At 34.7% G+C, this 26,535-nt stretch carries 20 protein-coding genes; 8 read left to right on the top strand and 12 right to left on the bottom strand.

The window, feature by feature from the left end:
• Nucleotides 1–93 precede the first annotated feature (93 nt).
• From HYN56_RS06605 to HYN56_RS06620, 4 genes are read left to right on the top strand one after another with little or no spacing between them, the layout of a single operon-like run.
• Nucleotides 94–2,286: a peptidase domain-containing ABC transporter gene (locus HYN56_RS06605; RefSeq protein ID WP_109191450.1), complete on the top strand. Its 2,193-nt coding sequence runs from the start codon at nucleotides 94–96 to the stop codon at nucleotides 2,284–2,286.
• Between the two features lie 2 nt (nucleotides 2,287–2,288).
• On the top strand, nucleotides 2,289–3,581 hold the full coding sequence (locus tag HYN56_RS06610; RefSeq protein WP_109191451.1) for an HlyD family secretion protein: 1,293 nt from the start codon (nucleotides 2,289–2,291) through the stop codon (nucleotides 3,579–3,581).
• Between the two features lie 39 nt (nucleotides 3,582–3,620).
• The gene (locus tag HYN56_RS06615; protein WP_109191452.1) at nucleotides 3,621–4,136 is read left to right on the top strand and encodes a hypothetical protein; all 516 of its coding nucleotides are present in this window, start codon (nucleotides 3,621–3,623) and stop codon (nucleotides 4,134–4,136) included.
• A 53-nt stretch (nucleotides 4,137–4,189) separates the two neighbouring features.
• Nucleotides 4,190–5,278, top strand: coding sequence for a S41 family peptidase (locus HYN56_RS06620; protein WP_109191453.1), 1,089 nt, complete (start codon nucleotides 4,190–4,192; stop codon nucleotides 5,276–5,278).
• A 47-nt stretch (nucleotides 5,279–5,325) separates the two neighbouring features.
• Here HYN56_RS06620 and HYN56_RS06625 read toward each other — a convergent pair whose 3' ends face one another.
• From HYN56_RS06625 to HYN56_RS06640, 4 genes are all read right to left on the bottom strand, one after another.
• Nucleotides 5,326–6,033: a tRNA1(Val) (adenine(37)-N6)-methyltransferase gene (locus tag HYN56_RS06625; RefSeq protein WP_109191454.1), complete on the bottom strand. Its 708-nt coding sequence runs from the start codon at nucleotides 6,031–6,033 to the stop codon at nucleotides 5,326–5,328.
• Nucleotides 6,034–6,164: 131 nt separating this feature from the next.
• Nucleotides 6,165–6,515 carry a four helix bundle protein gene (locus HYN56_RS06630; protein ID WP_109191455.1) on the bottom strand — a complete coding sequence of 117 codons (351 nt, stop codon included), beginning with the start codon at nucleotides 6,513–6,515 and terminating at the stop codon, nucleotides 6,165–6,167.
• Nucleotides 6,516–6,755: 240 nt separating this feature from the next.
• Nucleotides 6,756–7,280 (bottom strand): ribosome maturation factor RimM, encoded by a 525-nt coding sequence (gene rimM, locus HYN56_RS06635; RefSeq protein ID WP_109191456.1) that lies wholly within the window; start codon nucleotides 7,278–7,280, stop codon nucleotides 6,756–6,758.
• 15 nt (nucleotides 7,281–7,295) lie between these two features.
• Entirely contained in the window at nucleotides 7,296–7,856 is a 561-nt protein-coding gene (locus HYN56_RS06640; RefSeq protein WP_091490620.1) for a 30S ribosomal protein S16, read from the bottom strand.
• A gap of 200 nt (nucleotides 7,857–8,056) precedes the next feature.
• Here HYN56_RS06640 and HYN56_RS06645 point away from each other — a divergent pair, with 200 nt between their 5' ends.
• A complete protein-coding gene (locus HYN56_RS06645; protein WP_109191457.1) occupies nucleotides 8,057–8,554 on the top strand; it encodes a DUF6252 family protein in 498 nt (165 codons plus the stop codon).
• 110 nt (nucleotides 8,555–8,664) lie between these two features.
• Nucleotides 8,665–9,018 carry an RNA recognition motif domain-containing protein gene (locus tag HYN56_RS06650; RefSeq protein ID WP_109191458.1) on the top strand — a complete coding sequence of 118 codons (354 nt, stop codon included), beginning with the start codon at nucleotides 8,665–8,667 and terminating at the stop codon, nucleotides 9,016–9,018.
• Between the two features lie 153 nt (nucleotides 9,019–9,171).
• Here HYN56_RS06650 and leuB read toward each other — a convergent pair whose 3' ends face one another.
• The 6 genes from leuB to HYN56_RS06680 all read right to left on the bottom strand — a co-directional run bounded on the left by leuB (nucleotide 9,172) and on the right by HYN56_RS06680 (nucleotide 16,721).
• On the bottom strand, nucleotides 9,172–10,227 hold the full coding sequence (gene leuB / locus HYN56_RS06655; RefSeq protein WP_109191459.1) for a 3-isopropylmalate dehydrogenase: 1,056 nt from the start codon (nucleotides 10,225–10,227) through the stop codon (nucleotides 9,172–9,174).
• A 156-nt stretch (nucleotides 10,228–10,383) separates the two neighbouring features.
• Nucleotides 10,384–11,904, bottom strand: a complete 1,521-nt coding sequence (locus HYN56_RS06660) for an alpha-isopropylmalate synthase regulatory domain-containing protein (protein ID WP_109191460.1) — start codon at nucleotides 11,902–11,904, stop codon at nucleotides 10,384–10,386.
• Nucleotides 11,905–12,078: 174 nt separating this feature from the next.
• Nucleotides 12,079–12,675, bottom strand: a complete 597-nt coding sequence (leuD, locus tag HYN56_RS06665; protein WP_109191461.1) for a 3-isopropylmalate dehydratase small subunit — start codon at nucleotides 12,673–12,675, stop codon at nucleotides 12,079–12,081.
• 170 nt (nucleotides 12,676–12,845) lie between these two features.
• Complete coding sequence (gene leuC, locus HYN56_RS06670; RefSeq protein ID WP_109191462.1) at nucleotides 12,846–14,240, bottom strand: 3-isopropylmalate dehydratase large subunit; 1,395 nt, start codon at nucleotides 14,238–14,240, stop codon at nucleotides 12,846–12,848.
• A 518-nt stretch (nucleotides 14,241–14,758) separates the two neighbouring features.
• The gene (locus tag HYN56_RS06675) at nucleotides 14,759–15,679 is read right to left on the bottom strand and encodes a helix-turn-helix domain-containing protein (RefSeq protein ID WP_109191463.1); all 921 of its coding nucleotides are present in this window, start codon (nucleotides 15,677–15,679) and stop codon (nucleotides 14,759–14,761) included.
• Nucleotides 15,680–15,917: 238 nt separating this feature from the next.
• Complete coding sequence (locus HYN56_RS06680; protein ID WP_109191464.1) at nucleotides 15,918–16,721, bottom strand: SDR family oxidoreductase; 804 nt, start codon at nucleotides 16,719–16,721, stop codon at nucleotides 15,918–15,920.
• A gap of 333 nt (nucleotides 16,722–17,054) precedes the next feature.
• On the opposite strand from HYN56_RS06680, the gene dnaE reads away from it, so the two are divergent.
• A complete protein-coding gene (gene dnaE / locus HYN56_RS06685) occupies nucleotides 17,055–21,590 on the top strand; it encodes a DNA polymerase III subunit alpha (RefSeq protein ID WP_109191465.1) in 4,536 nt (1,511 codons plus the stop codon).
• A 177-nt stretch (nucleotides 21,591–21,767) separates the two neighbouring features.
• A complete protein-coding gene (locus tag HYN56_RS06690) occupies nucleotides 21,768–22,742 on the top strand; it encodes an outer membrane beta-barrel protein (RefSeq protein ID WP_109191466.1) in 975 nt (324 codons plus the stop codon).
• Between the two features lie 209 nt (nucleotides 22,743–22,951).
• On the opposite strand, the gene HYN56_RS06695 is transcribed toward HYN56_RS06690, so the two are convergent.
• Both HYN56_RS06695 and HYN56_RS06700 read right to left on the bottom strand, forming a co-directional pair.
• Complete coding sequence (locus HYN56_RS06695) at nucleotides 22,952–23,947, bottom strand: Gfo/Idh/MocA family protein (protein WP_109191467.1); 996 nt, start codon at nucleotides 23,945–23,947, stop codon at nucleotides 22,952–22,954.
• Nucleotides 23,948–24,195: 248 nt separating this feature from the next.
• Nucleotides 24,196–26,304, bottom strand: coding sequence for a prolyl oligopeptidase family serine peptidase (locus tag HYN56_RS06700; protein ID WP_109191468.1), 2,109 nt, complete (start codon nucleotides 26,302–26,304; stop codon nucleotides 24,196–24,198).
• Between the last annotated feature and the right edge of the window lie 231 nt (nucleotides 26,305–26,535).

The following is a 26,535-nucleotide window of genomic DNA, read 5'->3' on the forward strand; positions in this document are numbered from 1 at the left end:
TACCCAAACAGAGAAGATTTATATCTTCTCTGTTTTTTTATGGATTAACAAGAATTTTTTTTCCTACATTAGTCTTGAATAAATCAAAATAAATTGAAAAAATTCGCTCATTACAGACAAGCCGATCATAAAGATTGCGGCCCTACCTGTTTAAAAATTATAGCTAAATATTACGGAAAGACGATCAATATTCAGGAGTTGCGCGATTTTAGCGAAACAACTCGTGAGGGTAGTAATTTGCTTTTTTTGAGTGATGCTGCCGAAAAAATAGGTTTTAGGACCTTAGGGGTTAAATTGTCCGTTCAAAGAATAGAAGAAGCTCCTTTACCATGCATTCTACACTGGAACAAAGACCATTATGTTGTACTTTATAAAATAAAAAAAGGAAAATATTATATTTCAGATCCTGCTTTTGGGCTTTTGGAATATAACAAAGAAGAGTTTGTAAAATTTTGGATCGGAAATAATGCAGATGATTTAACAAAAGAAGGTATTGCATTATTAATAGAAGCTACTCCTAAATTTTTTGAATCTGATTTTGAAAAAGAAGATAACAAAGGATTAGGTTTCAGTTTACTTTCACAATATGTACTGAGGTACAAATCATTTTTGATTCAGTTAACTATAGGATTACTTGCTGGGAGTTTATTACAACTTATTTTTCCATTTTTAACCCAGAGTATTGTTGACGTTGGGATACAAAACCAGAATATTCATTTTATTTATTTGATATTGTTTGCCCAGTTGTTTCTATTTGCAGGAAGAACCGGATTAGAACTTATCAGAAGCTGGATATTGCTTCATCTTTCGACCAGAATTAATATTTCGCTTATTTCAGATTTCTTTATTAAATTAATGAATCTTCCGATTTCTTTTTTTGATGTCCGTATGACAGGAGACATCATGCAACGCATAAATGATCACCACAGAATCGAAAAAATTCTAACGACATCTTCATTAAATGTTTTGTTTTCTGTAATCAACATGTTTGTTTTAGGAGGTGTTTTGGCTTATTTTAATCTGCAGATATTTTTTGTTTTTTTTGCCGGCAGTTTGCTTTATTTTGGCTGGATTACTTTGTTTTTGAAAAGAAGGGAGACTTTGGATTATAAACGTTTTGCTGAAGTTTCAAACGAACAAAATAAAGTAATGGAGCTTATCAACGGCATGCAGGAAATAAAACTTCATAATGCCGAAAAACAAAAACGATGGGGTTGGGAATATGTGCAGGCAAGACTTTTCAGAGTTTCAATAAAAGGATTAATTCTGGAACAGGCTCAGTCAACGGGTTCTTCGGTAATTAATGAGTTAAAAAATATTTTTATTACTTTTTTATCTGCCAAATTGGTAATTGATGGTTCCATTACATTAGGGATGATGTTGGCGATTAACTCTATTGTAGGAAGTTTAAATGGGCCAATTATGCAACTTATCCAGTTTGTACGGGAATTGCAGGATGCCAAAATATCTCTGGCAAGATTATCAGAAATCCATCAAAAGGAAGACGAACTGCAACAGGAAGAAAATCAGACCAGTGATGTTCCTTTTGATGCTGATATTGAGATCAAAAATCTTTCGTATCGTTATCTGGGATCAGATATACCAGTTCTGGAGAATATGAATCTGATTATTCCGGCTAATAAGGTTACTGCAATTGTAGGGGTTAGCGGAAGCGGAAAAACAACCCTGATGAAATTACTTTTAAAGTTTTATGAACCCGAAAAAGGAGAAGTAACAATTGGAAATACACAACTTAAAAATATTTCACAGAAAGCCTGGAGATCCAATATTGGAGCTGTCATGCAGGAAGGATTTATTTTTAGCGATACCATTGCCAATAATATAGCTTTTGGTACAGATAAAGTCAATAAAGAACGACTATTATATGCGGCAGATGTTGCCAATATTAAAGAATACATAAGTGGCCTGCCTTTGGGTTTTAATACAAAAATAGGCGCAGAAGGTTTGGGAATGAGTACAGGACAGAAACAACGTTTACTGATTGCAAGGGCGGTGTATAAAAATCCTGAAATTCTCTTTTTTGATGAAGCGACTTCAGCTCTGGATGCCAATAATGAAAAAGAAATTATGAGAAAGCTGGATGTATTTTTCGAAAATAAAACAGTAATTGTCATTGCGCATCGTTTGAGTACAGTAATGAATGCCGATCAGATTGTGGTTCTGGATAAAGGAAAAATTATAGAAATAGGTAATCACTCTGCCTTGGTGGAACAAAAAGGAAATTACTTTGAGCTGGTAAAAAACCAGTTGCAATTAGGAAATTAATCATGACCGAAGAAAAAGATACGTTTGAATTAAGAAGTGAAGAGGTTCAGGACATTCTGACCAAAGTACCGCATTGGATGATTCGATGGGGCACTGTTCTGATATTTGCTATTATTGTAATGCTGTTTTTTGTATCCTGGTTTGTCAAATATCCGGATGTAGTGAGTGCCGAAATTGTAATTACGACTAATATTCCGCCGGAGAAAATCGTATCCAAATCATCAGGAAGAATTGAAGCTATTCTGGTAAAAGATAAAACAATAGTTTCAAAAAACAGTACACTGGCTATTATTGAAAATACAGCCAATTATAAAGATGTTTTTTTACTCAAAAGTATTGTTGATGGTTATGATATTAATTCCGGAAAAACATTTCCTTTCGAACTGTTAAAAAATAAACAATTGGGTGAAATTGAAAGTGCTTTTGCAGTTTTTCAGAAAGATTATCAGGCGCATCAGCTTAATGAAAACCTTCATCCGTTTGAGGTTGAAAGCAGAGCACAAAGTTCAGAGAAAATTCAAATCAAAGAAAGACTGGAGATTCTGCAACAGCAAAAAGTAATTAATGAAAGCGAACTGCAACTGCAAAAAAACGAAATAGCCCGCTTTGAGGTTTTGTTCAATAAAGGTATCATTTCGGCTCAGGAAATGGAGGCTAAAAAACTGGGTTTTCTACAGGCACAAAAGAGTTACAAAAGTCTATTGTCTTCGATTTCGCAGTTAAAGTCATCTTTGATAGATAATACAAAATCGAGTCAAAATTCACAGATAAACAGCACCAGAGAAGAAGTAAACTTAGGACGTAGCATGGCGCAGTCTTTTTATCAGCTTAAAAAAGTAATAAAAGACTGGGAGCTAACTTATACTCTAAAATCTTCTGTGAGCGGAGTAGTCACTTTTCTGCAGGTTTGGAATGCAAATCAGACGATTAATATTAGGGATAATGTTTTTTCGATAATTCCGGATGCTAAAAATGGTTTTATAGGAAAGGTAAAAGCTCCTGCATTAAATTCCGGAAAGATAAAAGTAGGGCAAAGAGTCAATATTCGTCTGGCGAATTATCCGGATCGTGAATTTGGGGTGCTGAAAGGTGAAATAAAAAATATATCCTTAGTTCCGGATAAAGATGGTAATTTGTTGGTCGATGTTACACTTCCAAACGGATTAAAAACCTCTTATGAAAAAAAGATTATTTTTCAGCAGGAAATGAAAGGCAGTGCTGAAATCGTAACCGAGGATTTAAGATTATTAGAAAGAATATTATATCAGTTCAAAAGTATATTTGAGCAGGTTTAAAATATAACTAAAAGCCCTATTAACTAATTCTGATTTTTAATGAAAAAGTATCTGCTGATTTTTATTTTGTTATTGTTTCAAAGTTCATTCTCAAAATCAATAACTGAAACTCAAAAGCTTGCTGCGGTTTGCAAAGTCTGGGGATTTTTAAAGTATTATCATCCAAATGTAGCCGGTGGAAGTAAAAATTGGGATGAACAGTTATTTCTGATATTACCTCAGATTGAAAAAGCTCAGACAACCGAGGAGTTTTCTCTTGTAATAGAGAATTGGATTGTGTCATTAGGAGAAATTAAGTCGTACAAACCTGCTAAATCTGTCAATAAGATTGATTATTTTGATAAAAATTTCGATTTGTCCTGGATTTCGAATTCGGAATTGTTTTCTAAAACACTTTCTAAAAAATTAAAGTTTATTGAACAAAACAGAGTTCAAACAAAGCAGAGTTTTATATTGAATTTACAGAAGATGATACTAAAGGAGTTTTTGAAGAATTTAAAAACGAGAATAATTATCCTGATTTTGAATGGACAAATAAAAACCTTAGACTTTTAATTTTATTCAGATATTGGAATTATATAGAATACTTTTTTCCGTATAAATATCAGATGGACCAGCATTGGGACAAATCGCTGGCAGAAGCACTTCCAGGCTTTATTGCTCCTGAATCAGAGGTTAATTTTCATTTTGCATTGAAAGAGTTAATTGCAAAGTTAAACGATTCACATGCTTTTTTGGGAACGAGAACTCTTTTTTTAAATTTTTCCGGAGATAAATTTATTCCTTTTGAAACAAAAATTATCGATGATAGAGCTATTGTTATAAGCTCAAAAAATGATTCTCTTACCAAATTAGATGATATCAGAATTGGCGATATTATAACAAAATTTGATGGTAAAACCATTGCTCAAATTTTAAAAGAGAAAACAAGGTATATAGAAGGTTCCAATGCTCCAACTGTTTTAAGAAATGCGAATACGGTTATTTTTAATGGAAAGACAAAAAATGCAGAAATTGAGTTTATAAGAGATGGAAAAACGACTGTAAAGTCAATTAACCGTTATATTTATAAGGATATTAAAGTAAAGCCTGTAACGAAAGAAAAATGGAAAATCCTGGATGATAATATTGGTTATGTAGATTTTACTTCGTTAATGTATGATGATATTCCTGCTTTAATTGAAAATTTAAAAGATACGAAAGCAGTAATTTTTGATAATCGCTGTTATCCCAATGGTGTAATGTCTGCAATAGCTGGCTGGATCAATTCTCATGAAAAAGATTTTGCGAGATTTACTTATCCCGACATTACTTATCCTGGAAAATTTTACTGGAGTCGTAATTTTCAAATAGGAAGTGAAAATCCTGCTAATTATAAGGGAAAAGTTATTGTTTTGGTAGACGAAAACACACAGAGTCATGCAGAATTTACAGCAATGAGTTTACAAACGGCACCGAATGTTACCATAATAGGAAGTCAGACTGCCGGCGCTGATGGGAATGTCTGCAGTTTTCAGATTGTAAAAGGATTTTATACTGCTTTTAGTGGAATAGGTGTTTTTTATCCGGACAAAAAGGAAACACAGCGAATAGGGATTGTTCCTGATATTGAAGTGAAACCAACTCTTTTAGGAGTTCAGCAGGGAAGAGATGAGGTTTTGGAAAGAGCTGTTCTTTTTGCCAGAAGTGGGAAATAGTATGATGAGGCGGGTTTTGTCAGCATACAAAGCTTTGTAAGGGTGTTTTACATTTTTAGGTAAAAATCTTTTGTCAGCTCAATATATTCTGGTGTATAAACGTGTCTTTCAATTTCAATTGTTAATTCATCGATTTCAAATTGAGAAACTTCATTTCGGCTAAATGCCAGTAAACTACGTTTGATTTCTGATTTTGGAGTACCTTTTACTCTTGTAATTTTAATCGGATAAAGTTCAGCTTCTTTGGCCAAAGCGATGAATTTCTCTTCTTCTTTAAAAGGAATAATTATAGCCAGAATACCATTTTCAGAGAGTAGCAAATCAGCAGCTTCAACAATTTCCTCAAAAGGCATTGCATCCTGAAAACGAGCTAAATCGCGTTGTTCATTTTCGGTTTTATAATCTTCAGCATAAAATGGCGGATTTGATACAATTAAATCATATTCGTCTTCCGGTTCATCAATAAATTCGTCTAAGCCAGCATGGAAACAAAATAAACGATCTCCCCATGGAGAAACTTCAAAATTTTCTACCGCTTGTTCGTAGGCATCTTCATCAATTTCAAGAGCGTCAATTTGTTCAGCATAACTTCTCTGTGCCAACATCAAAGCAATAATTCCGGTTCCTGAGCCAATATCTAAAACACTAAACGGATTATGATAAACAGGAGCCCAGGCGCCAAGTAAAACACCATCTGTGCCAACTTTCATTGCTGTTTTGTCTTGTTTTACAGAGAATTGCTTAAACTGAAACATAAATATAAAATACCAATTTTTTTAAATACCAAATTCCAATCTTAGAGAAGAAATTCCAAAAATGAAAATTCCAAATTCCAATTGAAGACGATAATTTTATTTGAATGGCAAAAATAAGATTAAATATTAATTTACTGCTTAGAAGTTTTGGTAATTATGGCAGAAAGAATTTTTCGTAACTCTTCAATTTCAAATAATAAAGATTCTGAAAGTGAGTTTTGATCAGGATTTAGATCATTTAACAGCTGAAGCCAAAATTTAGATTCCTTAGCTTCTTTTCGAGCTATTTTAAGTCTGAAAATTAAATCTTTGTCGCCTAATTTTTCATTTGCTTCAATATAATTAGCACCAATTAAACCAGAGGATCTTATAAGTTGTTTTCCATCTTCAAGGTTTGAAGTATTCTTAGGTAAACTACGAATGTAGATTCTACATTCTTTTGCAAACAAAAAGGTTCTTTCTTCTAGATTGTATGGCCTCATTTAGTTAAATTCCAATATTAAAAATTCCAAATTCCAATTTTTTAAAGTGTGAACATATAAAGAAATTACCAAAAAATAAGTTTTTTCTTTCAAGAAAATAAAACGTTCCTATTTAAAGAATTTGGAATTTAAAAAATTGAAATTCAACTCCATTAAAGCTTGGAATTTGGAATTTAAAAAAAATGAGATTTGACCTTACTAAGGTTTGGAATTTGGGATTTTAAAAAATTGGAATTTAACCTAAAGGTACATTTCAATAAGACCTTCAGGAAGATCCATGATAACCTTTTTGTTTTCGCGATCAATTTTTACAAGGAATTGGTCGATCATTGGGACTAAAATTTCTACTTCACCATTTAAAACTTCAAAAAGAGGCTGAGCAGAAGAGTCATTAATGGAAGTAATTTTTCCGAAAACTCCTAAACGTTTGTCTTCGATTTCGAAACCAATAACTTCGTGATAATAGAATTTGTTACCGGTAAGTTTGGGTAACATAGATAATGGAAGATAAATACCATTTCCAACAAGAGCATCTGCATCTTCTTCGGTATTTACGTCTTCAAAACGAACTCTAAGAAAGTCGTTTTTGTGCATTGAGCTTGACTCAATAAAAAAAGGAACCAAGTGTTTGTTGTGTTCAACAAACACTGATTCCAGATTTTCGTATAACTCAGGTTCGTCTGTGTCTAAATAGATCAGAACTTCACCTTTGAAACTAAATTTTTTAGCGATTTTACCTAAATAAAAACATTCTTCTTTACGCATTATCGCTAAGTAAAATTATGCTTCAGTTGTTTCGTTATTCTCTTCAGCAGCAGGAGCTTCTTCAGTTGCTTCAGCAACTTCTTCTGTAGCCTCTTCAGCTTGTGCAGCGGCAGCAGCTTCAGCTTGTGCAGCAGCAGCATCAGCAACACGTTTAGCGTTAACTTCTTTTTCAGCTTTTAAAGCTTTAGCTTTAGCATCAGCTTGCGCTTTTGATAAACCATCTTTTTTAGCATCAACTTTTCCAGCTTTTGCCTCTAACCATGCAGTTAATTTAGCATCAGCTTGTTCTTGAGTTAAAGCTCCTTTACGAACTCCTCCGTCAAGGTGGTGTTTCAATAAAGCACCTTTGTAAGAAAGGATAGCTCTTGCAGTATCAGTAGGTTGTGCACCATTGTGTAACCATTTAACTGCGCTGTCAAGGTTTAATTCAACAGTTGCTGGGTTAGTGTTTGGATTGTAAGTACCGATTTTCTCTAAGTATCTACCATCTCTTTTTGAGCGTGCATCTGCAGCTACTACCCAGTAAAAAGGTTTTCCTTTTTTACCGTGTCTTTGTAATCTAATTTTTACTGACATAATCTAGTGATTAAATTTTGAGGTACTCGACCTCTGTTAATTAAGGGCGCAAAGATATAATTTTTTTATCAATAATGCGTTTCGAAACCTATAAATTGTATATAAGACTGGTTTTTATTATCTTTTGGGTGTTTTTTAGGTTTATTTTAGAAGAAAATTTCAAGTTAAGCGGTACTTTTGCATCAAATTCATCTTAATATATGAAGAAATACTTTTACTTTTTACTGATTTTATCTGTTTTTACTTCTTGTGAAGAAGACGTAAAATTTAATAATCCTGCATTTCAAACTTTAAAGGATAACGATTTTTGGAGAGCTCGTAGTTATAAAGCCTATTTCGCTGAAAATGGAACTGTAATAATTGAAGGGACTTTAGGTTATGAAAAAGTAATTTTACAAACTGAATCCTCTGTTGAACAAGTTTATACTTTAGGAATGAACGAAGTTTCAAAAGCTTCTTACGCAAATACTTTAACAAATGAAGCTGCCTCATTTTCTACAGGTACTGAGAGAGGTAGCGGACAGATTGTTATTACAGATTATGATTCTGAAAACAATACTATTTCGGGAACATTTAAATTTACTGCCCTCAATGAAGACGAGAGTGATGTTGAAAATTCAAAAATAAATTTCACAGAAGGCGTTTTCTATAAAGTTCCAATAGCGCCCGAAGGGAAATTTGTACCTGTTAGCAATTAATCTGTTGCTTTGAGCTTCATCAAATCAGAATAAAAACTTAAATAAACTCATAACATGGTAGATTAGATATAAATAAGACTACATTTGCCTCTTATTATAAATAAATATCTATGAATATTTTTGTTGGAAGTCTTCCATTCAGTATTGAGGAAGCAGATTTAAGAGAATCTTTTGAGGTTTATGGAGCAGTAGATTCTGTTAAAATTATTACTGATAAATTTACTGGAAGAAGCAAAGGCTTTGGTTTTGTAGAAATGCCAAACGATGCGGAAGCGCAAAAAGCAATTGATGAATTGAACGGTGCAACTGTTCAAGGACGTGCAATTGTAGTAAATAAATCAGAGCCAAAACCAGAAGGCGAAAGAAGAAGTTTTAATAACAACCGCGGAGGAAATAGTCGTGGTAGTTACGGAAACAACAACCGTGGTGGAAATGACCGTGGTGGTAACAGAGGAGGATATTAATATTTTTTTTCTAAAATATAAAAGGGATCAACGAAAGTTGATCCCTTTTTTTGTTTCAAGTTTTTTTGTTTCAAGTTTTTTTGTTTCAAGTTTCAAGTTTCAAGTTTCACGTTCCAGCAACCTGAAACTTGAAACTTGAAACCAAAGAAACTATTATACATTCGCAGCTAACCAGTCACCAACTTCTTTCGTACCGTAAGCCTTGCCTCCGTTAGCTAAATCTTCAGTAACTACTCCAGCTTCTAATGCTTTGTTTACTGCATCTCTCATTGCTTTTCCTTCTTCCATCAATCCGAAGTTTTCGAACATCATAGCAGCAGATAAAATAGTAGCCATTGGGTTTGCTATATTTAATCCTGTTGCTTGTGGATATGAACCGTGAATAGGTTCAAACAACGATACTTCAGCTCCAATAGATGCAGAAGGCATTAATCCCATTGAACCGGAAATTACAGAAGCTTCGTCTGTTAAGATATCTCCAAATAAATTTTCAGTAATCAATACATCGTAAGAGTTTGGCCATTGAACTAAACGCATTGCAACAGCGTCAACAAATTCGTAGCTTACTTCAACTTCTGGATAATCTTTTTCCATTGCCTGAACCGTTTCTCTCCATAAACGTGAAGTTTCCAAAACGTTTGCTTTATCAACGCAACATAATTTTTTAGAACGGGTCATTGCCAATTCGAAACCTTTTTTAGCTAAACGCTGTACTTCAGCTCTTGTGTAAACGCAGTTGTCGTAAGCAGTATCTCCGTTGTCTTTTCTTCCTTTTTCACCAAAGTAAATTCCGCCAGTTAATTCTCTTAAGAAAACTAAATCAGTTCCTTCTATTCTTTCTCTTTTTAAAGGAGATTTATCTAATAAAGATGGAAATGTAAAAGTTGGTCTTACGTTTGCAAACAAACCTAATGCTTTACGCATTTTCAATAAACCTTGTTCTGGACGTACTGGCGCAGAAGGATCGTTATCATATTTAGGGTGTCCGATTGCTCCAAAAAGAACGGCATCAGCATTTTTACAAACTTCATGCGTTGCATCCGGATAAGGTTCTCCTACTGCATCAATTGCTGCAGCACCGGTTAAAGCTGGTTTCCAAGTGATTTCATGTCCAAATTTTTGTGCAATAGCATCAGATACTTTTACAGCTTCATTGATTACTTCTGGTCCGATTCCGTCTCCGGCTAAAAGGGCTATGTTTAATTTCATTCTATATTTTTTAAAAGGTTCTAAGGTTCTGAGTTGCTAAGGTTCTAAGTTTTTCTTCTTAGTGGCTTAGTTTTTTTTATTTTAAAGATTCGAGTTGCTAAGATTCTAAGTTCAAAGAAAAATCTTAGTAGCTTAGAATCTTAGCAACTTAGAACCTTAAGTAATTATATTAAGCATTTTCTGCGTTGCAATAATCGCTGCAACGGTTTGGTCTGAATCTAATCCGCGGGTTTTGAATTCTTTTCCGTTGTTGGTCCATGTGATAATGGTTTCGCACAACGCATCAGAACTACTTCCGGGAGGGATTCTAACCGCATAATCGATCAATTTTGGAAGCGTTAATTTTTTGCTTTTGTAAATCTTGGATAAAGCATTCATAAAAGCATCAAACTGACCGTCACCCTGTGCATTTTCTTCGATTATTTCTCCGTTTAAATTTAAAGATAAAGTCGTAGACGGGCGCATTCCTTTAGAATGTACCAGCATATAAGAGTTTATGGTAATTTTTTCTTCGTAAGTGTGACTGTCCAAAACATCAGAAATAATGTATGGAAGATCTTCTTTTGTGACGGTTTCTTTTTTGTCGCCTAGTTCAATAATTCTTTGGGTAACCAATTTTAAATCTTCGTTGTTTAATTTTAAACCTAATTCCTGAAGATTCTTTTCGATATTGGCTTTTCCGGAAGTTTTTCCTAGTGCGTATTTTCTTTTTCTTCCAAAACGTTCCGGAAGTAAATCATTAAAATAAAGATTGTTTTTGTTGTCTCCATCAGCGTGGATTCCGGCAGTTTGAGTAAAAACGTTATCTCCAACAATTGGTTTGTTGGCAGGGATTCTGTAACCTGTAAAAGTTTCAACTAATTTACTTACAGAATATAAAGACGTTTCTTTAATATTGATTTTTACTTCTGGCAGATAATCGTTTATAACGGCAACAGTACTTTCCAAAGGCGCATTTCCAGCGCGTTCTCCCATTCCGTTTACGGTAACGTGAAGCCCGTTTATGCCGGCTTTTATGGCTTCCATAACATTGGCAACGCTTAAATCGTAGTCGTTATGTGCGTGAAAATCAAAATGAATTTGTGGATATTTTGTTCTGATTTTTGATATAAATTCAAAAGTCAAAGACGGAATCAAAACCCCTAAAGTATCTGGAAGTAAAACTCTTTTAATTGGCTGAGTTGCTAAGAAATCCAAGAATTGAAAAACATAATCCGGAGAATTTCGCATTCCGTTGCTCCAGTCTTCCAGATAAACATTGGTTTTAATATTATTCTTTTGCGCTAAAGCTATAATTTTAGCGATTTCAGAAAAATGTTGCTCCGGAGTTTTTTTTAATTGATGCGTTAAGTGATTCATTGAACCTTTGGTCAATAAATTCTGCACTTTGGCACCGGCTTTTTTCATCCAGTCAATTGAAACGCCTCCGTCAACAAATGTTAGAACTTCAATTCTGTTGATGTATCCTTTTTCTTCAGCCCAGGAAGTAATGCCTTTTACGGCTTGAAATTCTCCTTCGCTTACACGCGCCGAAGCAATTTCGATTCTATCAATATTTAATTCCTCCAACAACAATTGTGCAATGGTTAGTTTTTCTGCAGCAGAAAATGATACTCCTGAGGTTTGTTCCCCATCACGAAGCGTCGTATCCATTATTTCAATTTTTCTTTTTTCCATATTGATATTCTCAATTAAATTTTGACACGGATTTTTGCTCTAGTAAAAAAATAAATCTTTTTTTTTCCGCGTCTTTGCGATAACAAATCAGTTTCATCCGTGTGCTGTTATATTCTAGAAAGACCCGAGAGGTTTTGAAGCCTTTCGGGTCTAATAGACTGAATGATATTGCTATTAGTAAGGAAGTTTATCAGCAAAAGCTTTAATATCTTCCTTCATATCTTGTAAATAATCAATGTCATCAAAACCATTAATCATATTGTTCTTTTTGTATCCGTTGATAGCAAAAGATTCTTGCTGTCCAGTTGACAATAAAGTAATAGTTTGGTCTGGAAGATTGATTTCTAATTCTGTTTTAGGATCAGCTTCGATAGCTTTGAAAATATTAGCTAAAAATTCCGGGCTGATTTGTACTGGTAAAACACCAATATTCAAACAGTTTCCTTTGAAAATATCAGCAAAGAAACTAGAAACTACAGCACGAAATCCGTAATCGTAAACTGCCCATGCAGCATGTTCTCTAGAAGATCCGGAACCAAAGTTTTTTCCTCCAACCAAGATTTTTCCGCTGTAAGTTGGGTTGTTTAAAACGAAATCAGCTTTTGGAGTATCGTCTCCATTGTATCTCCAGTCTCTAAAAAGGTTGTCTCCAAAGCCTTCGCGTTTTGTAGCTTTTAAGAAACGAGCCGGGATGATTTGATCTGTATCTACGTTCTCAATTGGCAACGGAACTCCGCTGCTGGTAAGTATATTAAATTTATCGTATGCCATTTTAATTTTAGATTTTGGATTTTAGATTTTAGATTTTAGATTTTCTTTTGAAAACTTAAAATTTTAGAATCTAAAAATGTTTTGTATTAAATAATGTTGATTAATTTTATTTGAAGAAATTTAGATAAAGATTGCACAAAGTGAGAAATCTAAAATCTAAAATCTCCAATCTAAAATAACTCGCGCGGATCTGTTAGTTTTCCTGTAACAGCAGCTGCCGCAGCCATAATTGGACTTGCAAGAAGCGTTCTTGAACCAGGCCCTTGACGACCTTCAAAGTTTCTGTTTGAAGTACTTACTGCATATTTTCCAGCAGGAACTTTATCATCGTTCATTGCTAAACAAGCAGAACAACCCGGCTGACGTAATACGAAACCAGCTTCTGTCAAAATATCTAAAATTCCTTCTTCTTTAATCTGAGCTTCCACAACGTGAGAACCCGGAACTAACCAAGCCGTAACATTATCCGCTTTTTTTCTTCCTTTTACAATTTCAGCAAAAGCTCTAAAATCTTCAATACGTCCGTTTGTACAGCTTCCTAAGAAAACATAATCAATTTGTTTTCCGATCATTACGTCATCTTCATTGAAGCCCATGTAAGCTAAAGATTTTTTGTAAGTTTCCTCACCGCCTTCAACTTCTTTTGCATTCGGGATATGTTTTGTGATACCAATTCCCATTCCAGGGTTTGTACCGTAAGTAATCATAGGTTCGATGTCTTCCGCTTTGATGTTTAATTCAGCATCAAATACAGCATCAGCATCAGTTTTTAAAGTTTTCCAGTATTCAACAGCTTTAGTCCAAGCTTCTCCTTTTGGAGCGTATAATCTTCCTTCTAAGAAATCGAACGTAGTTTGGTCGGGAGCAATCATTCCTCCACGAGCACCCATTTCGATACTTAAATTACAAACAGTCATACGACCTTCCATAGTCATATTTTCAAAAACATCACCAGCATATTCAACAAAATATCCTGTTCCTCCAGAAGTAGTTAACTGAGCAATAATATAAAGTGCAACGTCTTTTGGACCAACACCTTTGCTTAATTTACCGTTTACGTTAATACGCATTTTCTTTGGTTTTGGCTGCATAATGCATTGAGTAGAAAGCACCATTTCAACCTCAGATGTTCCGATACCAAAAGCGATAGCTCCAAAAGCACCGTGAGTAGACGTATGCGAATCCCCGCATACAATAGTAGCACCTGGTAAAGTAATTCCATTTTCAGGACCAACTACGTGTACAATTCCATTTTTTTGGTGGCCTAATCCCCAGTGTGAAATTCCGTATTCATTAGCATTATCTTCAAGAGCTTTAAGCTGATTAGCAGAAAGCGGATCCTGAACTGGTAAATGTTGGTTTATGGTTGGTGTATTGTGGTCGGCAGTTGCAAAAGTACGTTCCGGATATAATACGTTAACGCCTCTTGATTTTAATCCTAAAAAAGCAACAGGACTCGTAACTTCATGAATGAAATGGCGGTCAATAAAAAACACATCTGGTCCATCTTCAATTTTACGCACAACATGTGAATCCCATACTTTGTCAAATAATGTCTTACTCATTTTTTATTTTTTTTAATTGTAATTTCTATAACCACAGCAATTTCCTGTTCATTATAATAGCAAAACAAAAGTAAAAAAAGATAAAAAAGCGTCAATTTCGATATTTCATTATATACGATACCCAAACCAACTTACAAATTGCCAAACGGCTTTTGCAGATTAAAATTTGACAGAAAAATGATTAAGAAATAGATTTGCTTTTTCTTTTTCGGCTTTAATTTTACCTGATTGTTTTTTGTTTTAATAGTTTGCAAATTTATCTCAAAATCACTATAAAATATAATAATTTGATTGTAAAAATCTAACAAAATGAATAAAAATAGTAATAATTGTTAGTTTTAAAATCTTTGCAAAAAGAATGCTTTTTAGGTTTTTTAAAGCTTTTGAAGGAGTTTTTTGGACGTTATTTAGATTCAATAAAAGGTCAAAATACTACGACATCCAAGAAGTGTATTTTTATCAAATTTTATGATTTTTTGAGGCAGAAATTGATTTTTTGAGAGCAGTGTTTTTAAAAATTAGTTCAATGAATTTTTAAATTCTAATGGAGTAAGATTGGTTTTCTTTTTGAATAATTTGCTGAACGATTGCGGATATTCAAAACCTAGTTGATAAGCGATTTCTGCTACCGAAAGATTGGTTGTAATCAGGAAATCTTTTGATTTTTCTATTAATTTCGAATGGATATGCTGTTGCGCATTTAGTCCGGTTAAATTGCGAAGCATATCGCTTAAATAATGGCTTGAGACATTAATCTGTGAAGCTAGGAATTCTACTGTAGGCAATCCTCTTTTTAAAGTTTCGGCATTGCTAATGTAATTGTCTAAAGTTTCTTCAACTTTTAATAATAAATCGTTACTGATGGTTTTTCTCGTAATGAATTGTCGTTTATAAAAACGATTGCTGTAATTCAAGAGAACATCAATGTAAGAAACGATCACATCCTGACTCATTTCGTCAATTGCGGTATTGAGTTCGTTGTCGATGCTTTGTAATAATCCAATAATAATTGTTTTTTCACTGTCTGAAAGGTGCAGCGCTTCATTGGTATCATAAGAAAAGAAGCCATATTTTTTGATGCTTTTTCCTAAAGGATAATTTCGAATAAAATCAGGATGAAATAAAAGTGTATAACCGCCATATTCAACGCCTTCTTCATTTTCGGTAAAAATTAACTGCGTTGGAGAAGCAAATAGGAGCCCGCCTTCGTTGAAATCATAATAACCTTGTCCATAACCCATTTTGCCATTAGTGGAAAATTTATAAGACACCTTATAGAAATCAAGCAAAAAAGCATGATTTGTCAAATCTTCATTGATAACCAATAGCGTATTGTCTACCAAACTGACCATCGGATGAAGCGGTTTTGGCAGCCGAAGCAGATCGTGAAACTGTGATATAGAAGAGATTTTTGCCGGATTATTGTTTTTCTTTTCCATGATATAAAAGTATGAAAATTTGAGAGACTAAAATCAGCTTCGGAGAAGCGAAATATTTATAGAAATCATGTTTATTATTGAGAACAAAGCTCCAGCGGAGCGACATATTCATTGTGATAAATATTTCGCTCCGCTGGAGCTCTTTTGTATCTGGATTATTGAATTTCTATACATATTTTGCTCCGTTGGAGCTTAATAAAAGAATGTTCAATATTTTGGGTAGTTTTATTAGAAATAATTATTCTCCAAAGAATTGTTTTCCAAATTCGGCACGAAAAGTCTCTGCACCTAATTCTAGTCTTTGTTTGTAAAGTGCTTTTGCATCTTCTCCGGCAACATATCTTAGCTGATTTTTTCCGTCAGTTGCGGCTTCATAAACCACATCGGCAATTTGTTCAGGAGTTGAGGCCATTTCAAACATCGTGTCAACACTTGCAAACATACTGTTGGTCATGGCTTCGTATTCAGGTTTTGCTCCTGTGTCAAGAGAACCGTGTAAAAATTCTGTTTTAATACCGCCCGGAGAAACCGTTTTAATATGTACTCCAAAAGGATTTAATTCATAAGCCATACTTTCGCTCCAACCTTCTAATCCCCATTTTGTGGCGTGATAGATTGATCCTAAAGGAAAAGCGATCAATCCGCCGATAGAAGTCGTTGAAATAAATAAACCGTTTTTTCTTTCTCTGAAATACGGAATGAATGCATTTGTAACTCTGATTACTCCCAATAAATTAGTGTTTAATTGTTTGGTGATTTGATCATCTGTTAAACTTTCTAAAGGGCCAATCAAGCCATAACCAGCATTGTTAAATACAATATCAATGTCGCTAATTTCAAGTGCTTTTTGAACTGTTGTTTGGATTTGGTCATAATTGGTAACGTCCAATGGTAAAAGCGTTACATTTTTTAATTGAGAAAGTTCTGTTTCTTTTTCAGGAGTTCTCATGGTTGCAATTACATTCCATCCTTTTTCGTGGAATAATTTTGCTGTTGCTTTTCCTAAACCTGATGATGCGCCTGTGATAAAAATTGTTTTCATGATTATTATTTTTTAATTGTTATAATTTGATGAAGCAAAGTTCAGGATACAGTAAAGCTTAAAAGTGTTCATTTTGGTTTAATGAGTATCCAAAATGAATAATTGAAGTTTTTAAGAGAAAATAAATGATTTTTTAAGGTTTTTGTCGCTCTTTCATAATCATGTTAAAAATGCTTTTGTTAACAACTTTCGCTTCTTTATTTCTCTAAAAAAAGCGTAAATTTGAATTCCTCCGATTTTTCATTTCACATTTTGTTATGTTTCATGTTGTCAATGTTTTGCAATATGTAAGATTTGGAATTTTGGACATCAAAACTTGACTTTTACAACTCTATGTATTTAATATTCGATACCGAAACAACCGGATTACCAAAACGCTGGGATGCCCCAATAACCGATTCTGATAACTGGCCTCGCTGTATACAGATTGCGTGGCAGCTTCATGACGAAATGGGACAGCTTATCGAGCATCAGGATTATTTGGTAAAACCAGAAGGATTTAATATTCCATATGATGCCGAGCGTATTCACGGAATCTCAACTGAATTGGCTGAAGCCGATGGAATCACTTTGGCCGAAGTTTTAGAGAAATTCAATATTGCTTTAAGCAAAACCAAATTTATTGTTGGTCAGAATTTAGGTTTCGACGTGAATATTATGGGAGCCGAATTCCATAGAATGGGAGTTGAATCTCAAATGAGCTCTATGCCTGTTTTGGATACCTGTACCGAAGTTACAGCTTCGTTATTACAGCTTCCTGGAGGTCGTGGAGGAAAATTCAAACTTCCAACTTTGACCGAATTACACAGCTATCTTTTCGATCAGCCTTTCGCGGAAGCGCACAACGCAACTGCCGACGTTGAGGCAACTACGCGTTGTTTCTTAGAATTGGTTAGAAGAGAAGTTTTTACAAAAGAAGAATTAGACGTTCCGAAGGAATATTTCAAAGATTTTCAAGAACAAAATCCAGAGCCTTTTAAATTAATTGGTTTAAAACATATCAATTTAAAAGCAGCTTCTGATAAAATCAGAGAACAGCTTAAAGCTTTAGCTGGAGAAGGGCAGCAAAATGTTGTTTCAGAAGAAGATAAAGCCGATTTTAAAGCAGCAAAATTTGCGCATTTGCATAATCATACGCAGTTTTCGGTTCTTCAATCGACTATCGGGATTGGGAATATTGTTGCGGCTGCAGCCAAAAACGGAATGCCTGCCGTTGCCATGACCGATACCGGAAACATGATGGGAGCTTTCCATTTTGTGAGTGCCGTTATGAACCATAACAAAGCAGCATCTGGAAAAAACAAAGCTCTGGTTGAAGCTGGTGAAGAACCAACAGAAACCGAAGTAAAACCAATTGTAGGATGTGAATTTAATATCTGCGAAAATCATTTAGATAAAAGTAAAAAAGACAATGGTTATCAAGTTGTTTTGATGGCTAAAAATAAAGCAGGTTATCACAACTTGGCTAAAATGGCTTCGATTGCGTATACTGATGGATTTTATTATGTTCCGAGAATTGACCGAAAGATTGTCGAGCAATACAAAGGCGATATCATGGTTTTGTCTGGGAATTTATATGGAGAGATTCCGAGTAAAATCTTGAACATTGGTGAAAACCAAGCCGAAGAAGCGTTGATTTGGTGGAAAGAACAATTTGGCGAAGATTTCTATCTGGAAGTAATGCGCCACAATCAGGAAGATGAGAATCGTGTAAATAAAACCCTGATCGAGTTTTCTAAAAAACACGATGTAAAGTTAATCGCTACTAACAATACTTATTATTTAAATAAAGAAGATGCCAATGCGCACGATATTTTACTTTGTGTAAAAGATGGTGAAAAGCAGGCAACACCAATTGGACGTGGACGTGGTTACCGCTACGGACTTCCAAATCAGGAATATTATTTCAAGTCGCAAGACGAGATGAAAAAACTCTTTGCTGATTTGCCAGAAGCCATTATCAATATTCAGGAAATTATTGATAAGGTGGAAGGATATTCATTGTATCGAGATGTATTGCTTCCGAAATTCGAAATTCCTGACGAATTTATGGTTCCCGAAGATGAAGAAGACGGTGGTGTACGTGGAGAAAATAAATACCTGAGACACCTTACTATGGAAGGTGCCAAAAGAAGATATGGCGAAATTACCGAATCGATTCAGGAACGTTTGGATTTTGAATTAATGACGATTTCAAACTCAGGTTATCCGGGTTATTTCTTGATTGTACAGGATTTCATCGCCGAGGCTAGAAAAATGGATGTATCGGTAGGACCAGGACGTGGTTCTGCAGCGGGTTCTGCCGTTGCGTATTGCCTCGGAATTACCAATATTGATCCAATTAAATACGACTTACTTTTTGAGCGTTTCCTAAATCCTGACCGTGTATCGATGCCCGATATTGATATCGACTTTGATGACGAGGGTCGTGGACGTGTAATGGAATACGTAATCAACAAATACGGTCAAAAACAGGTAGCACAGATTATCACATATGGTAAAATGGCAACCAAATCGGCAATTCGTGATACGGCTCGTGTATTGGATTTACCATTATTTGAAGCCGATAGAATTGCAAAATTGATTCCGGGAATGATGCCGTCAAAATGGAATTTGGCGCGTTTTATTTCCGAGAGTGAGGAGGAAGTTAAAAAGGCCCTTCGTTCTGATGAATTTGATAATGTCAAAGAGTTAATCGCGATTGCCAATGAAGATGATTTGGCAGGAGAAACCATTCAGCAGGCAAAAATCCTTGAAGGATCGATGCGTAACACGGGAATTCACGCCTGCGGGGTTATCATTACGCCATCGGATATTACTAATTATGTTCCTGTAACAACCGCAAAAGATTCAGATTTATATGTAACACAGTTCGACAACTCCGTTGCAGAAAGTGCCGGATTGCTGAAAATGGACTTCTTGGGTCTGAAGACCCTTACGCTGATAAAAGATACCGTAAAACTGGTAAAATATAGAACGGGAATTGAACTCGATCCCGATACTTTTCCAATCGATGATGAAGAAACGTATGCGCTTTTCCAAAGAGGTGAAACCGTTGGAATCTTCCAATACGAGTCACCTGGGATGCAGAAATACATGAAAGATCTGAAGCCAACTGTTTTTGGAGATTTAATTGCCATGAACGCCTTGTATCGTCCGGGACCTTTAGAGTATATTCCGTCTTTCGTTCGAAGAAAAAATGGCGATGAAGAAATCAAATACGATTTAGATGCCTGTGCCGAATATTTATCAGAAACCTACGGAATTACGGTTTACCAAGAGCAGGTAATGCTTTTGTCTCAGTCTTTGGCAGGATTTACAAAGGGTGAGGCCGACGTCTTGCGTAAAGCGATGGGTAAGAAACAAAAAGACGTACTAGATAAAATGAAGCCGAAATTTGTGGAGCAAGCGGCTGCAAAAGGTCACGACGCCAAGATTCTGGAGAAAATCTGGAAAGACTGGGAAGCCTTTGCGAGTTACGCCTTCAACAAATCACACTCGACTTGTTATGCCTGGATTGCTTACCAAACGGCTTATTTGAAAGCGCATTATCCAGCAGAATATATGGCAGCGGTACTTTCGAATAACATGAACGATATCAAACAAGTTTCATTCTTCATGGAAGAATGTAAACGTATGGGATTACAGGTTTTAGGCCCAGACGTAAACGAATCGTACTATAAATTTACGGTAAACGATGAATATGCCGTTCGTTTCGGAATGGGAGCGATCAAAGGTGTTGGTTCTGGAGCTGTAGAAACGATTGTAGAAAACCGAAAAGACGGAAGATATAAATCGATTTTTGATTTGGCAAAACGAATTGATTTGCGTGCAGCCAATAAAAAAGCGATAGAAAATTTAGCATTGGCAGGAGGTTTCGATTCTTTTGAAGGAACAACCAGAGCACAATATTTCCATGACGATGGTGATGGAATTACTTTTTATGAAAAAGCAATGCGTTACGGATCTAAATTTCAGGAAAATGAAAACTCTTCACAAGTAAGTTTGTTTGGAGAAACCAGTGAAGTACAGATTGCGGAACCAGTTGTACCGCCATGTGAAGACTGGAGTACGATGGAAAAACTGGCAAAAGAAAAAGAGGTTGTCGGAATCTATATTTCCGGACATCCGCTTGATGATTTTAGGTTTGAGATGAAGTACTTCTGTAATTCTCGTTTAGAATCGCTGAAAAGCATGAACGAATATGTTGGAAAAAACCTGATGTTTGCCGGAATTATCAATAACGTACAGCATCGTGTAGCTAAAAATGGAAAAGGTTGGGCAGCTTTCAATTTAGAAGGATATGACGAAAGTTATGAGTTTAAGATTTTTGGTGAAGAATATTTAAAGTTCCGCCATTTTCTGATTCAGAACAATTTCGCTTTCCTGAAAATTATGATAAAAGACGGTTGGGTAAATCATGATACAGGCAAAAAGTCCGATCCTAGAATGCAGTTTGTTGAGATTCGTCAGCTGCAGGATATTTTAGAAGCTTTCGCTAAAAAACTGATTCTTCTTTTAAATATTAAAGATCTTCATCCTGAATTTATTCATAAACTAAGTCATTTGTTTGCTGAAAACAAGGGGGATAATTCGGTGACTTTTGAAATCATGGAATTAGAAAAAATCAAGAAGTTGGTTGAGGTGGAAACACCAACCGATTTTGAGGCTGAAGATGCTGATTTTGGAGCTGAAAATGAAAATGAGGATAGTGCAATGGAGGACACTAAGATTCAAGAAGTAAATGAAGTTGAAGAAATCAAAGTAGTAACCAAATTAACGATGCCTAGCCGTCGTATTAAGGTGAAAATTTCGGCAGAATTGTTACAGGAATTGGAGAAAATGCAGATTAATTTTAAATTGAACTAAAAAATTAACAGTTAAAATTTAAACACATGTTAATTTTTTCTGTTAAAAATATGCATGCATAATAGTTTTTTAGTAATATTGCCCGAAATTACAACGATTTCGTTCCAAGTCTAACTTTACAAATTGTAAGAATGTGTTTAATGTTCTAAGTTTGTATAAATCAATTAAATCAAAATTATGAAAAAGAACCTATTTTTATTAGGATTATTAGTTTGCTCAATGAACATGATGGCGCAAACAGAGAAAGCGGACAAACCAGAAAGCTGGTATTTTAAATTAGGGGGATCTTATTTTAACCAAACAGCTTCTACTGAGTTTCCAGAGGTAGGAGGACAAGCACCTAATAGAGATATTTATTCTGGTACTTTGACAAACAATAAATTAGTTTCAAGAGAAAGTATAACTGGTTCTTTTGGACAAGGTTTTAGAAGTGGTATTACTGCTGGTTACCGTTTTTCTACTCGTTTAGGAGTTGAGATGTCTGCAAATTATTACATCAGTAATAGTAAGACTATGGCTCAGACAGTAGATAGACTTTATGGATATGATGCGGCTAATAATGTTGCAACATATATTAGTTTTAATGCTGAAGGACAGATTAAAGCATTTGATTTAGCGCCTTCTATTGTAATGTTTTTAGGAGAAGCACATGGATTTGAACCATATACTAAAGTTGGAGTTATTGTTCCAATTCACGGTACATTAGATATTAAAACAGATAGAGAGCTTTTATCATATTCTGGTACTACTCAAGTAGCAAAAAATAATATTTATTCTAAAGACGTGGTTAAACCAAATCCAACTATTGGATTTATGGCGGCTTTAGGAACATCTTATAAATTAGGAAAACATATTTCTGCTTTTGCTGAATTAGAGTATAGAAACTTTACTGTTCATGGAAAAAGTAAAGAAACTACAGAATACACTGTAAATGGAGTGGATGCTTTAGCAACTAGAAATACATCTCAGAGATATACAAACTATCATAAGAAATTAGATGCAAATTCTAATAATGCTTTGTTTAATCCAAATACAGCAACTACAACAGATTTAACAGATACAACAAGACCAAATGATAAAATGGACGAGTTAAGCTCTTACGTTGGAATTTCAGGTTTAGGATTAACATTAGGTATCAAATACAGCCTATAATTTTATTCCGTTATTATAGTTTTAAAAAAGAGGATATTCGAAAGAATATCCTCTTTTATTTTAAATCATTTTCTATGAATTGCCTCCTGCTTTAGCTGGAGGTTTTAATAGATTTGGAAGGGAAAGGGCTTTAGCCGAACATTTTTTTGGCTAAAGCCTTTGCTTATTGAAATTTTAATTCCTCCAGCTAAAGCAGGAGGCAATTCATATTATTTAGAAGACTTTCTAAACTCCTTTAAAACCTGATCAATAACCCAGGTCGTTCTTGAACCAGAAACACCTTTTGATGGAGAAGCATTTTCTTTTCCTAAAAGTTCAGCCATTACAGTTTCTATAAAAGGTTGTTGAATATGTAACGGATTTTCAATTGTAATACTTTCTTTTTCTCCATTTGCATATTGAATATGAATCGGATCATTTCCAAAAGTAGAAAATGATATTTTTCCTTTGTCTCCTACAATTTCGGTATTATCATAACGCTCAAAACTGGCAAAATTCCAAATACCGGATCCATGAATTCCGCTTTCAAATAAGAATGACATAGAAACCGAGTCTTCTGCAGGATAAGCCATTAATTGAGAAGTTGCATGTCCGCGAACCGATTTTATTGGCCCTAAAACAAAATCAAGGAAATCTAAAGTATGACAAGCCAGATCAACAAAAATTCCACCTCCTGAGATATGCGGCAGCACTGTCCACGGAAGATTGATTTCGTCATCGTAACGAGCTTCAAAAGGATGATATAAAACACAATTTACATGTCTTATAGTTCCAAGTTTACCTTTGTCAATTAATTCTTTTATTTTTAAGAAACGAGGTAAAGCTCTTCTGTAATAAGCAACAAACAAAGGAACATTGTGTTCTTTGCAAGCACTGATCATTTCGTTACACTCTTCAAAAGTTAAAGCCATTGGTTTTTCTACATACACTGGTTTTCCAGCTTTGGCACATAAAATAGTATATTCTTTATGAGAGGATGGAGGAGTCGCAATATAAACAGCATCAACTTCAGGATCGTTTATTAAATCAATTGCATTGGAATACCATTTCGGAACATTATGACGTTTGGCATAATCTTCTGCTAAGGCAGCATCCCGGCGCATAACAGCGACTAAAGCAGAATTTGGTGCTTTTTGAAAAGCAGGTCCGCTTTTTACTTCGGTTACATTTCCACAGCCAATAATTCCCCATTTTATAATTTTCATGGTTTAAGTTTTAAGTTTTCTCAAATTTAAAAAAGGTTTGCCACGAATTGCACTAATTTCCACGAATTCTTTTTTTTTGCCACAGATTAAAAGGATTTTCACAGATTACTAAAGTAAACACATAGATATTAAAATCATTTTAATCCTTTTAATCTGTGGCAAAAAAATAACCACGAATTACACATTTCTCACAATTTAAATTCGTGGAAATTAGTGTAATTCGTGGCTAAAAAAATCAGTTTAAAGTCTTACTTCTTAGGTAAAGCTTTAAAACCCATATTGTAAAGCGTAAAAGCCTGAATGTCTACATTCTCCTGAATGCTTGCTGCAACAGATTTCCCTGCTCCGTGACCTGCTTTAACATCAATTCTAATTAAAATCGGATTGTCTCCTGTTTGTTTTTCCTGCAATTCAGAAGCAAATTTAAAACTGTGTGCCGGAACCACACGATCATCATGATCACCTGTAGTAACCATTGTTGCAGGATAATGTGTTCCTTTTTTAACATTGTGAACCGGTGAATATCCTTTTAAGTATTCGAACATTTCTTTGTTGTCCTGAGCCGTTCCGTAATCAAAAGCCCATCCTGCGCCTGCTGTAAAGGCATTATAGCGGAGCATATCCATAACTCCAACTGCAGGTAAAGCCACTTTCATCAGATCAGGACGCTGTGTCATAGTTGCGCCCACCAATAATCCTCCATTTGATCCTCCGCGAATAGCTAAATAATCTGATGAAGTATATTTTTGAGCAATTAGATATTCAGCAGCAGCGATAAAATCATCAAATACGTTTTGTTTTTGAAGCTTAGTTCCTGCATTGTGCCATTTCTTTCCGTATTCACCACCACCTCTTAAGTTGGCAACAGCATAAACTCCTCCGTTTTCCATCCAAACGGCATTTGCGATACTAAAGGATGGAGTCAGACTGATGTTAAATCCGCCGTAACCGTATAAGATTGTTGGGTTTTTACCATCTAGTTTTGTTCCTTTTTTATAAGTAATAATCATAGGAACTTTTGTACCGTCTTTTGAAGTATAAAATACTTGTTTGGATTCATAATCTTCACTTTTGAAATCCACTTTTGGTTTCTGATAAATTTCAGATTTACCTGATTTTGGTTCAAAAGAATAAATACTTCCCGGAGTTGTATAATTCGTAAAGCTGTAGTATAAAATCTTTTCTTCTTTTTTTCCGCCAAAACCACCGGCTGTTCCCACAGCAGGAAGTTTGATTTCACGAACTAATTTTCCGTTATAATCATATTGTTGTACAAACGAAACAGCATCTTTTGTATAATTGGCAAAAAAGTACCCTGCACCAGTTGAAGGAGATAAAACATTCTCTGTTTCTTTGATAAAATCTTTCCAGTTTTCTACTTTAGGATTATTAGCATCTACAGTAACCACACGTACATTCGGTGCATTCAGATCGGTTTCTATAAATAATTTACTGCCTTCATTTTCAATAATAGAATTGGAACTATTGAAATTATCTACAATTGTAACGATTGGACTATTTGGTTTAGTCAGATCTTTAATATATAGTTCATTCCCATAAGTTGAATTAGCCGCAGTAATAATTAAATAGCGATCATCTTCTGTAACATAACCGCCAACATATCTTCTTTTCTGATCGGCACCAAAAATTACTTTATCGTCTTTTTGAGAAGTTCCCAGTTTGTGGAAATATAATTTGTGCTGATCTGTTTTGGCAGACAATTCACTTCCTTTTGGTTTATCATAGCTGGAATAGTAAAAACCTTCGTTTTTGTACCACGATACGCCACTGAATTTTACATCAACCAGAGTATCTTCCAAAACTTTCTTAGAAATAGCATCAATAATAATAACTTTTCTCCAGTCACTTCCGCCTTCAGAAATAGAATAGGCAGCTTTGTTTCCATCTTTAGAAAAATTTAAACCACCCAGTGAAGTAGTTCCGTCTTTAGAGAAAGTATTCGGATCAAGGAAAATTTCATCTTTTCCATCTTTTCCTTTTCTGTATACTACAGATTGATTCTGAAGTCCGTTGTTTTTAGAGTAATAAGTAAATTTTCCTTCTGTAAACGGAGCACCAATTTTTTCATAGTTCCAGAGTTGTTCCATTCGTTTTTTAAGTTCCTCACGAAACGGAATTTTATCTAAATAAGCATAAGTTACTTCGTTTTCAGCTTTTACCCAGGCTCCGGTTTCGGCAGATTTATCATCTTCAAGCCAACGATAAGGGTCGCTTACTTTGGTGTCAAAATATACATCAACAGTTTCGCCTTTTTTGGTTTCGGGATATTTGATTTTGTTTTGTGCAAATGAAATTCCTGCAGTTGTAATTGCCATTAATAAAAATGTTTTTTTCATAGTTAGTTTTTATCTGTTGTAACAAAAATAGTACTTTTTGTGAGATTGTTATATCATTAACCGCAAAGTGCGCAAAGAGTTTACGCAAAGCACGCAAAATTAATCTCGCAAAGCCGCAGAAGCGAAAAGTTTTAAAATTTCTTTGCGACTTGGCGTCTTTGCGAGATCCTTTTAATCGTTATTTTATAAAATAAAACTTAGCGAACCTTGCGCAATACTTTACGCTCTTTG

This window comes from Flavobacterium crocinum (assembly GCF_003122385.1).
Classification (GTDB): Bacteria; Bacteroidota; Bacteroidia; order Flavobacteriales; family Flavobacteriaceae; genus Flavobacterium; species Flavobacterium crocinum.

Excerpts from the sequence above, each read along its gene's own strand:
- HYN56_RS06675 (WP_109191463.1), bottom strand. The coding sequence starts at position 15,679 with ATGGAAAAGAAAAACAATAATCCGGCAAAAATCTCTTCTATATCACAG.
- HYN56_RS06660 (WP_109191460.1), bottom strand. The coding sequence starts at position 11,904 with ATGGAAAAAAGAAAAATTGAAATAATGGATACGACGCTTCGTGATGGG.
- HYN56_RS06645 (WP_109191457.1), top strand. The coding sequence starts at position 8,057 with ATGAAGAAATACTTTTACTTTTTACTGATTTTATCTGTTTTTACTTCT.
- leuD (WP_109191461.1), bottom strand. The coding sequence starts at position 12,675 with ATGGCATACGATAAATTTAATATACTTACCAGCAGCGGAGTTCCGTTG.
- HYN56_RS06625 (WP_109191454.1), bottom strand. The coding sequence starts at position 6,033 with ATGTTTCAGTTTAAGCAATTCTCTGTAAAACAAGACAAAACAGCAATG.
- HYN56_RS06640 (WP_091490620.1), bottom strand. The coding sequence starts at position 7,856 with ATGTCAGTAAAAATTAGATTACAAAGACACGGTAAAAAAGGAAAACCT.
- leuC (WP_109191462.1), bottom strand. The coding sequence starts at position 14,240 with ATGAGTAAGACATTATTTGACAAAGTATGGGATTCACATGTTGTGCGT.
- dnaE (WP_109191465.1), top strand. The coding sequence starts at position 17,055 with ATGTATTTAATATTCGATACCGAAACAACCGGATTACCAAAACGCTGG.
- HYN56_RS06630 (WP_109191455.1), bottom strand. The coding sequence starts at position 6,515 with ATGAGGCCATACAATCTAGAAGAAAGAACCTTTTTGTTTGCAAAAGAA.
- HYN56_RS06650 (WP_109191458.1), top strand. The coding sequence starts at position 8,665 with ATGAATATTTTTGTTGGAAGTCTTCCATTCAGTATTGAGGAAGCAGAT.
- rimM (WP_109191456.1), bottom strand. The coding sequence starts at position 7,280 with ATGCGTAAAGAAGAATGTTTTTATTTAGGTAAAATCGCTAAAAAATTT.
- HYN56_RS06680 (WP_109191464.1), bottom strand. The coding sequence starts at position 16,721 with ATGAAAACAATTTTTATCACAGGCGCATCATCAGGTTTAGGAAAAGCA.
- HYN56_RS06695 (WP_109191467.1), bottom strand. The coding sequence starts at position 23,947 with ATGAAAATTATAAAATGGGGAATTATTGGCTGTGGAAATGTAACCGAA.
- HYN56_RS06690 (WP_109191466.1), top strand. The coding sequence starts at position 21,768 with ATGAAAAAGAACCTATTTTTATTAGGATTATTAGTTTGCTCAATGAAC.
- leuB (WP_109191459.1), bottom strand. The coding sequence starts at position 10,227 with ATGAAATTAAACATAGCCCTTTTAGCCGGAGACGGAATCGGACCAGAA.
- HYN56_RS06610 (WP_109191451.1), top strand. The coding sequence starts at position 2,289 with ATGACCGAAGAAAAAGATACGTTTGAATTAAGAAGTGAAGAGGTTCAG.
- HYN56_RS06700 (WP_109191468.1), bottom strand. The coding sequence starts at position 26,304 with ATGAAAAAAACATTTTTATTAATGGCAATTACAACTGCAGGAATTTCA.
- HYN56_RS06620 (WP_109191453.1), top strand. The coding sequence starts at position 4,190 with ATGGACCAGCATTGGGACAAATCGCTGGCAGAAGCACTTCCAGGCTTT.
- HYN56_RS06615 (WP_109191452.1), top strand. The coding sequence starts at position 3,621 with ATGAAAAAGTATCTGCTGATTTTTATTTTGTTATTGTTTCAAAGTTCA.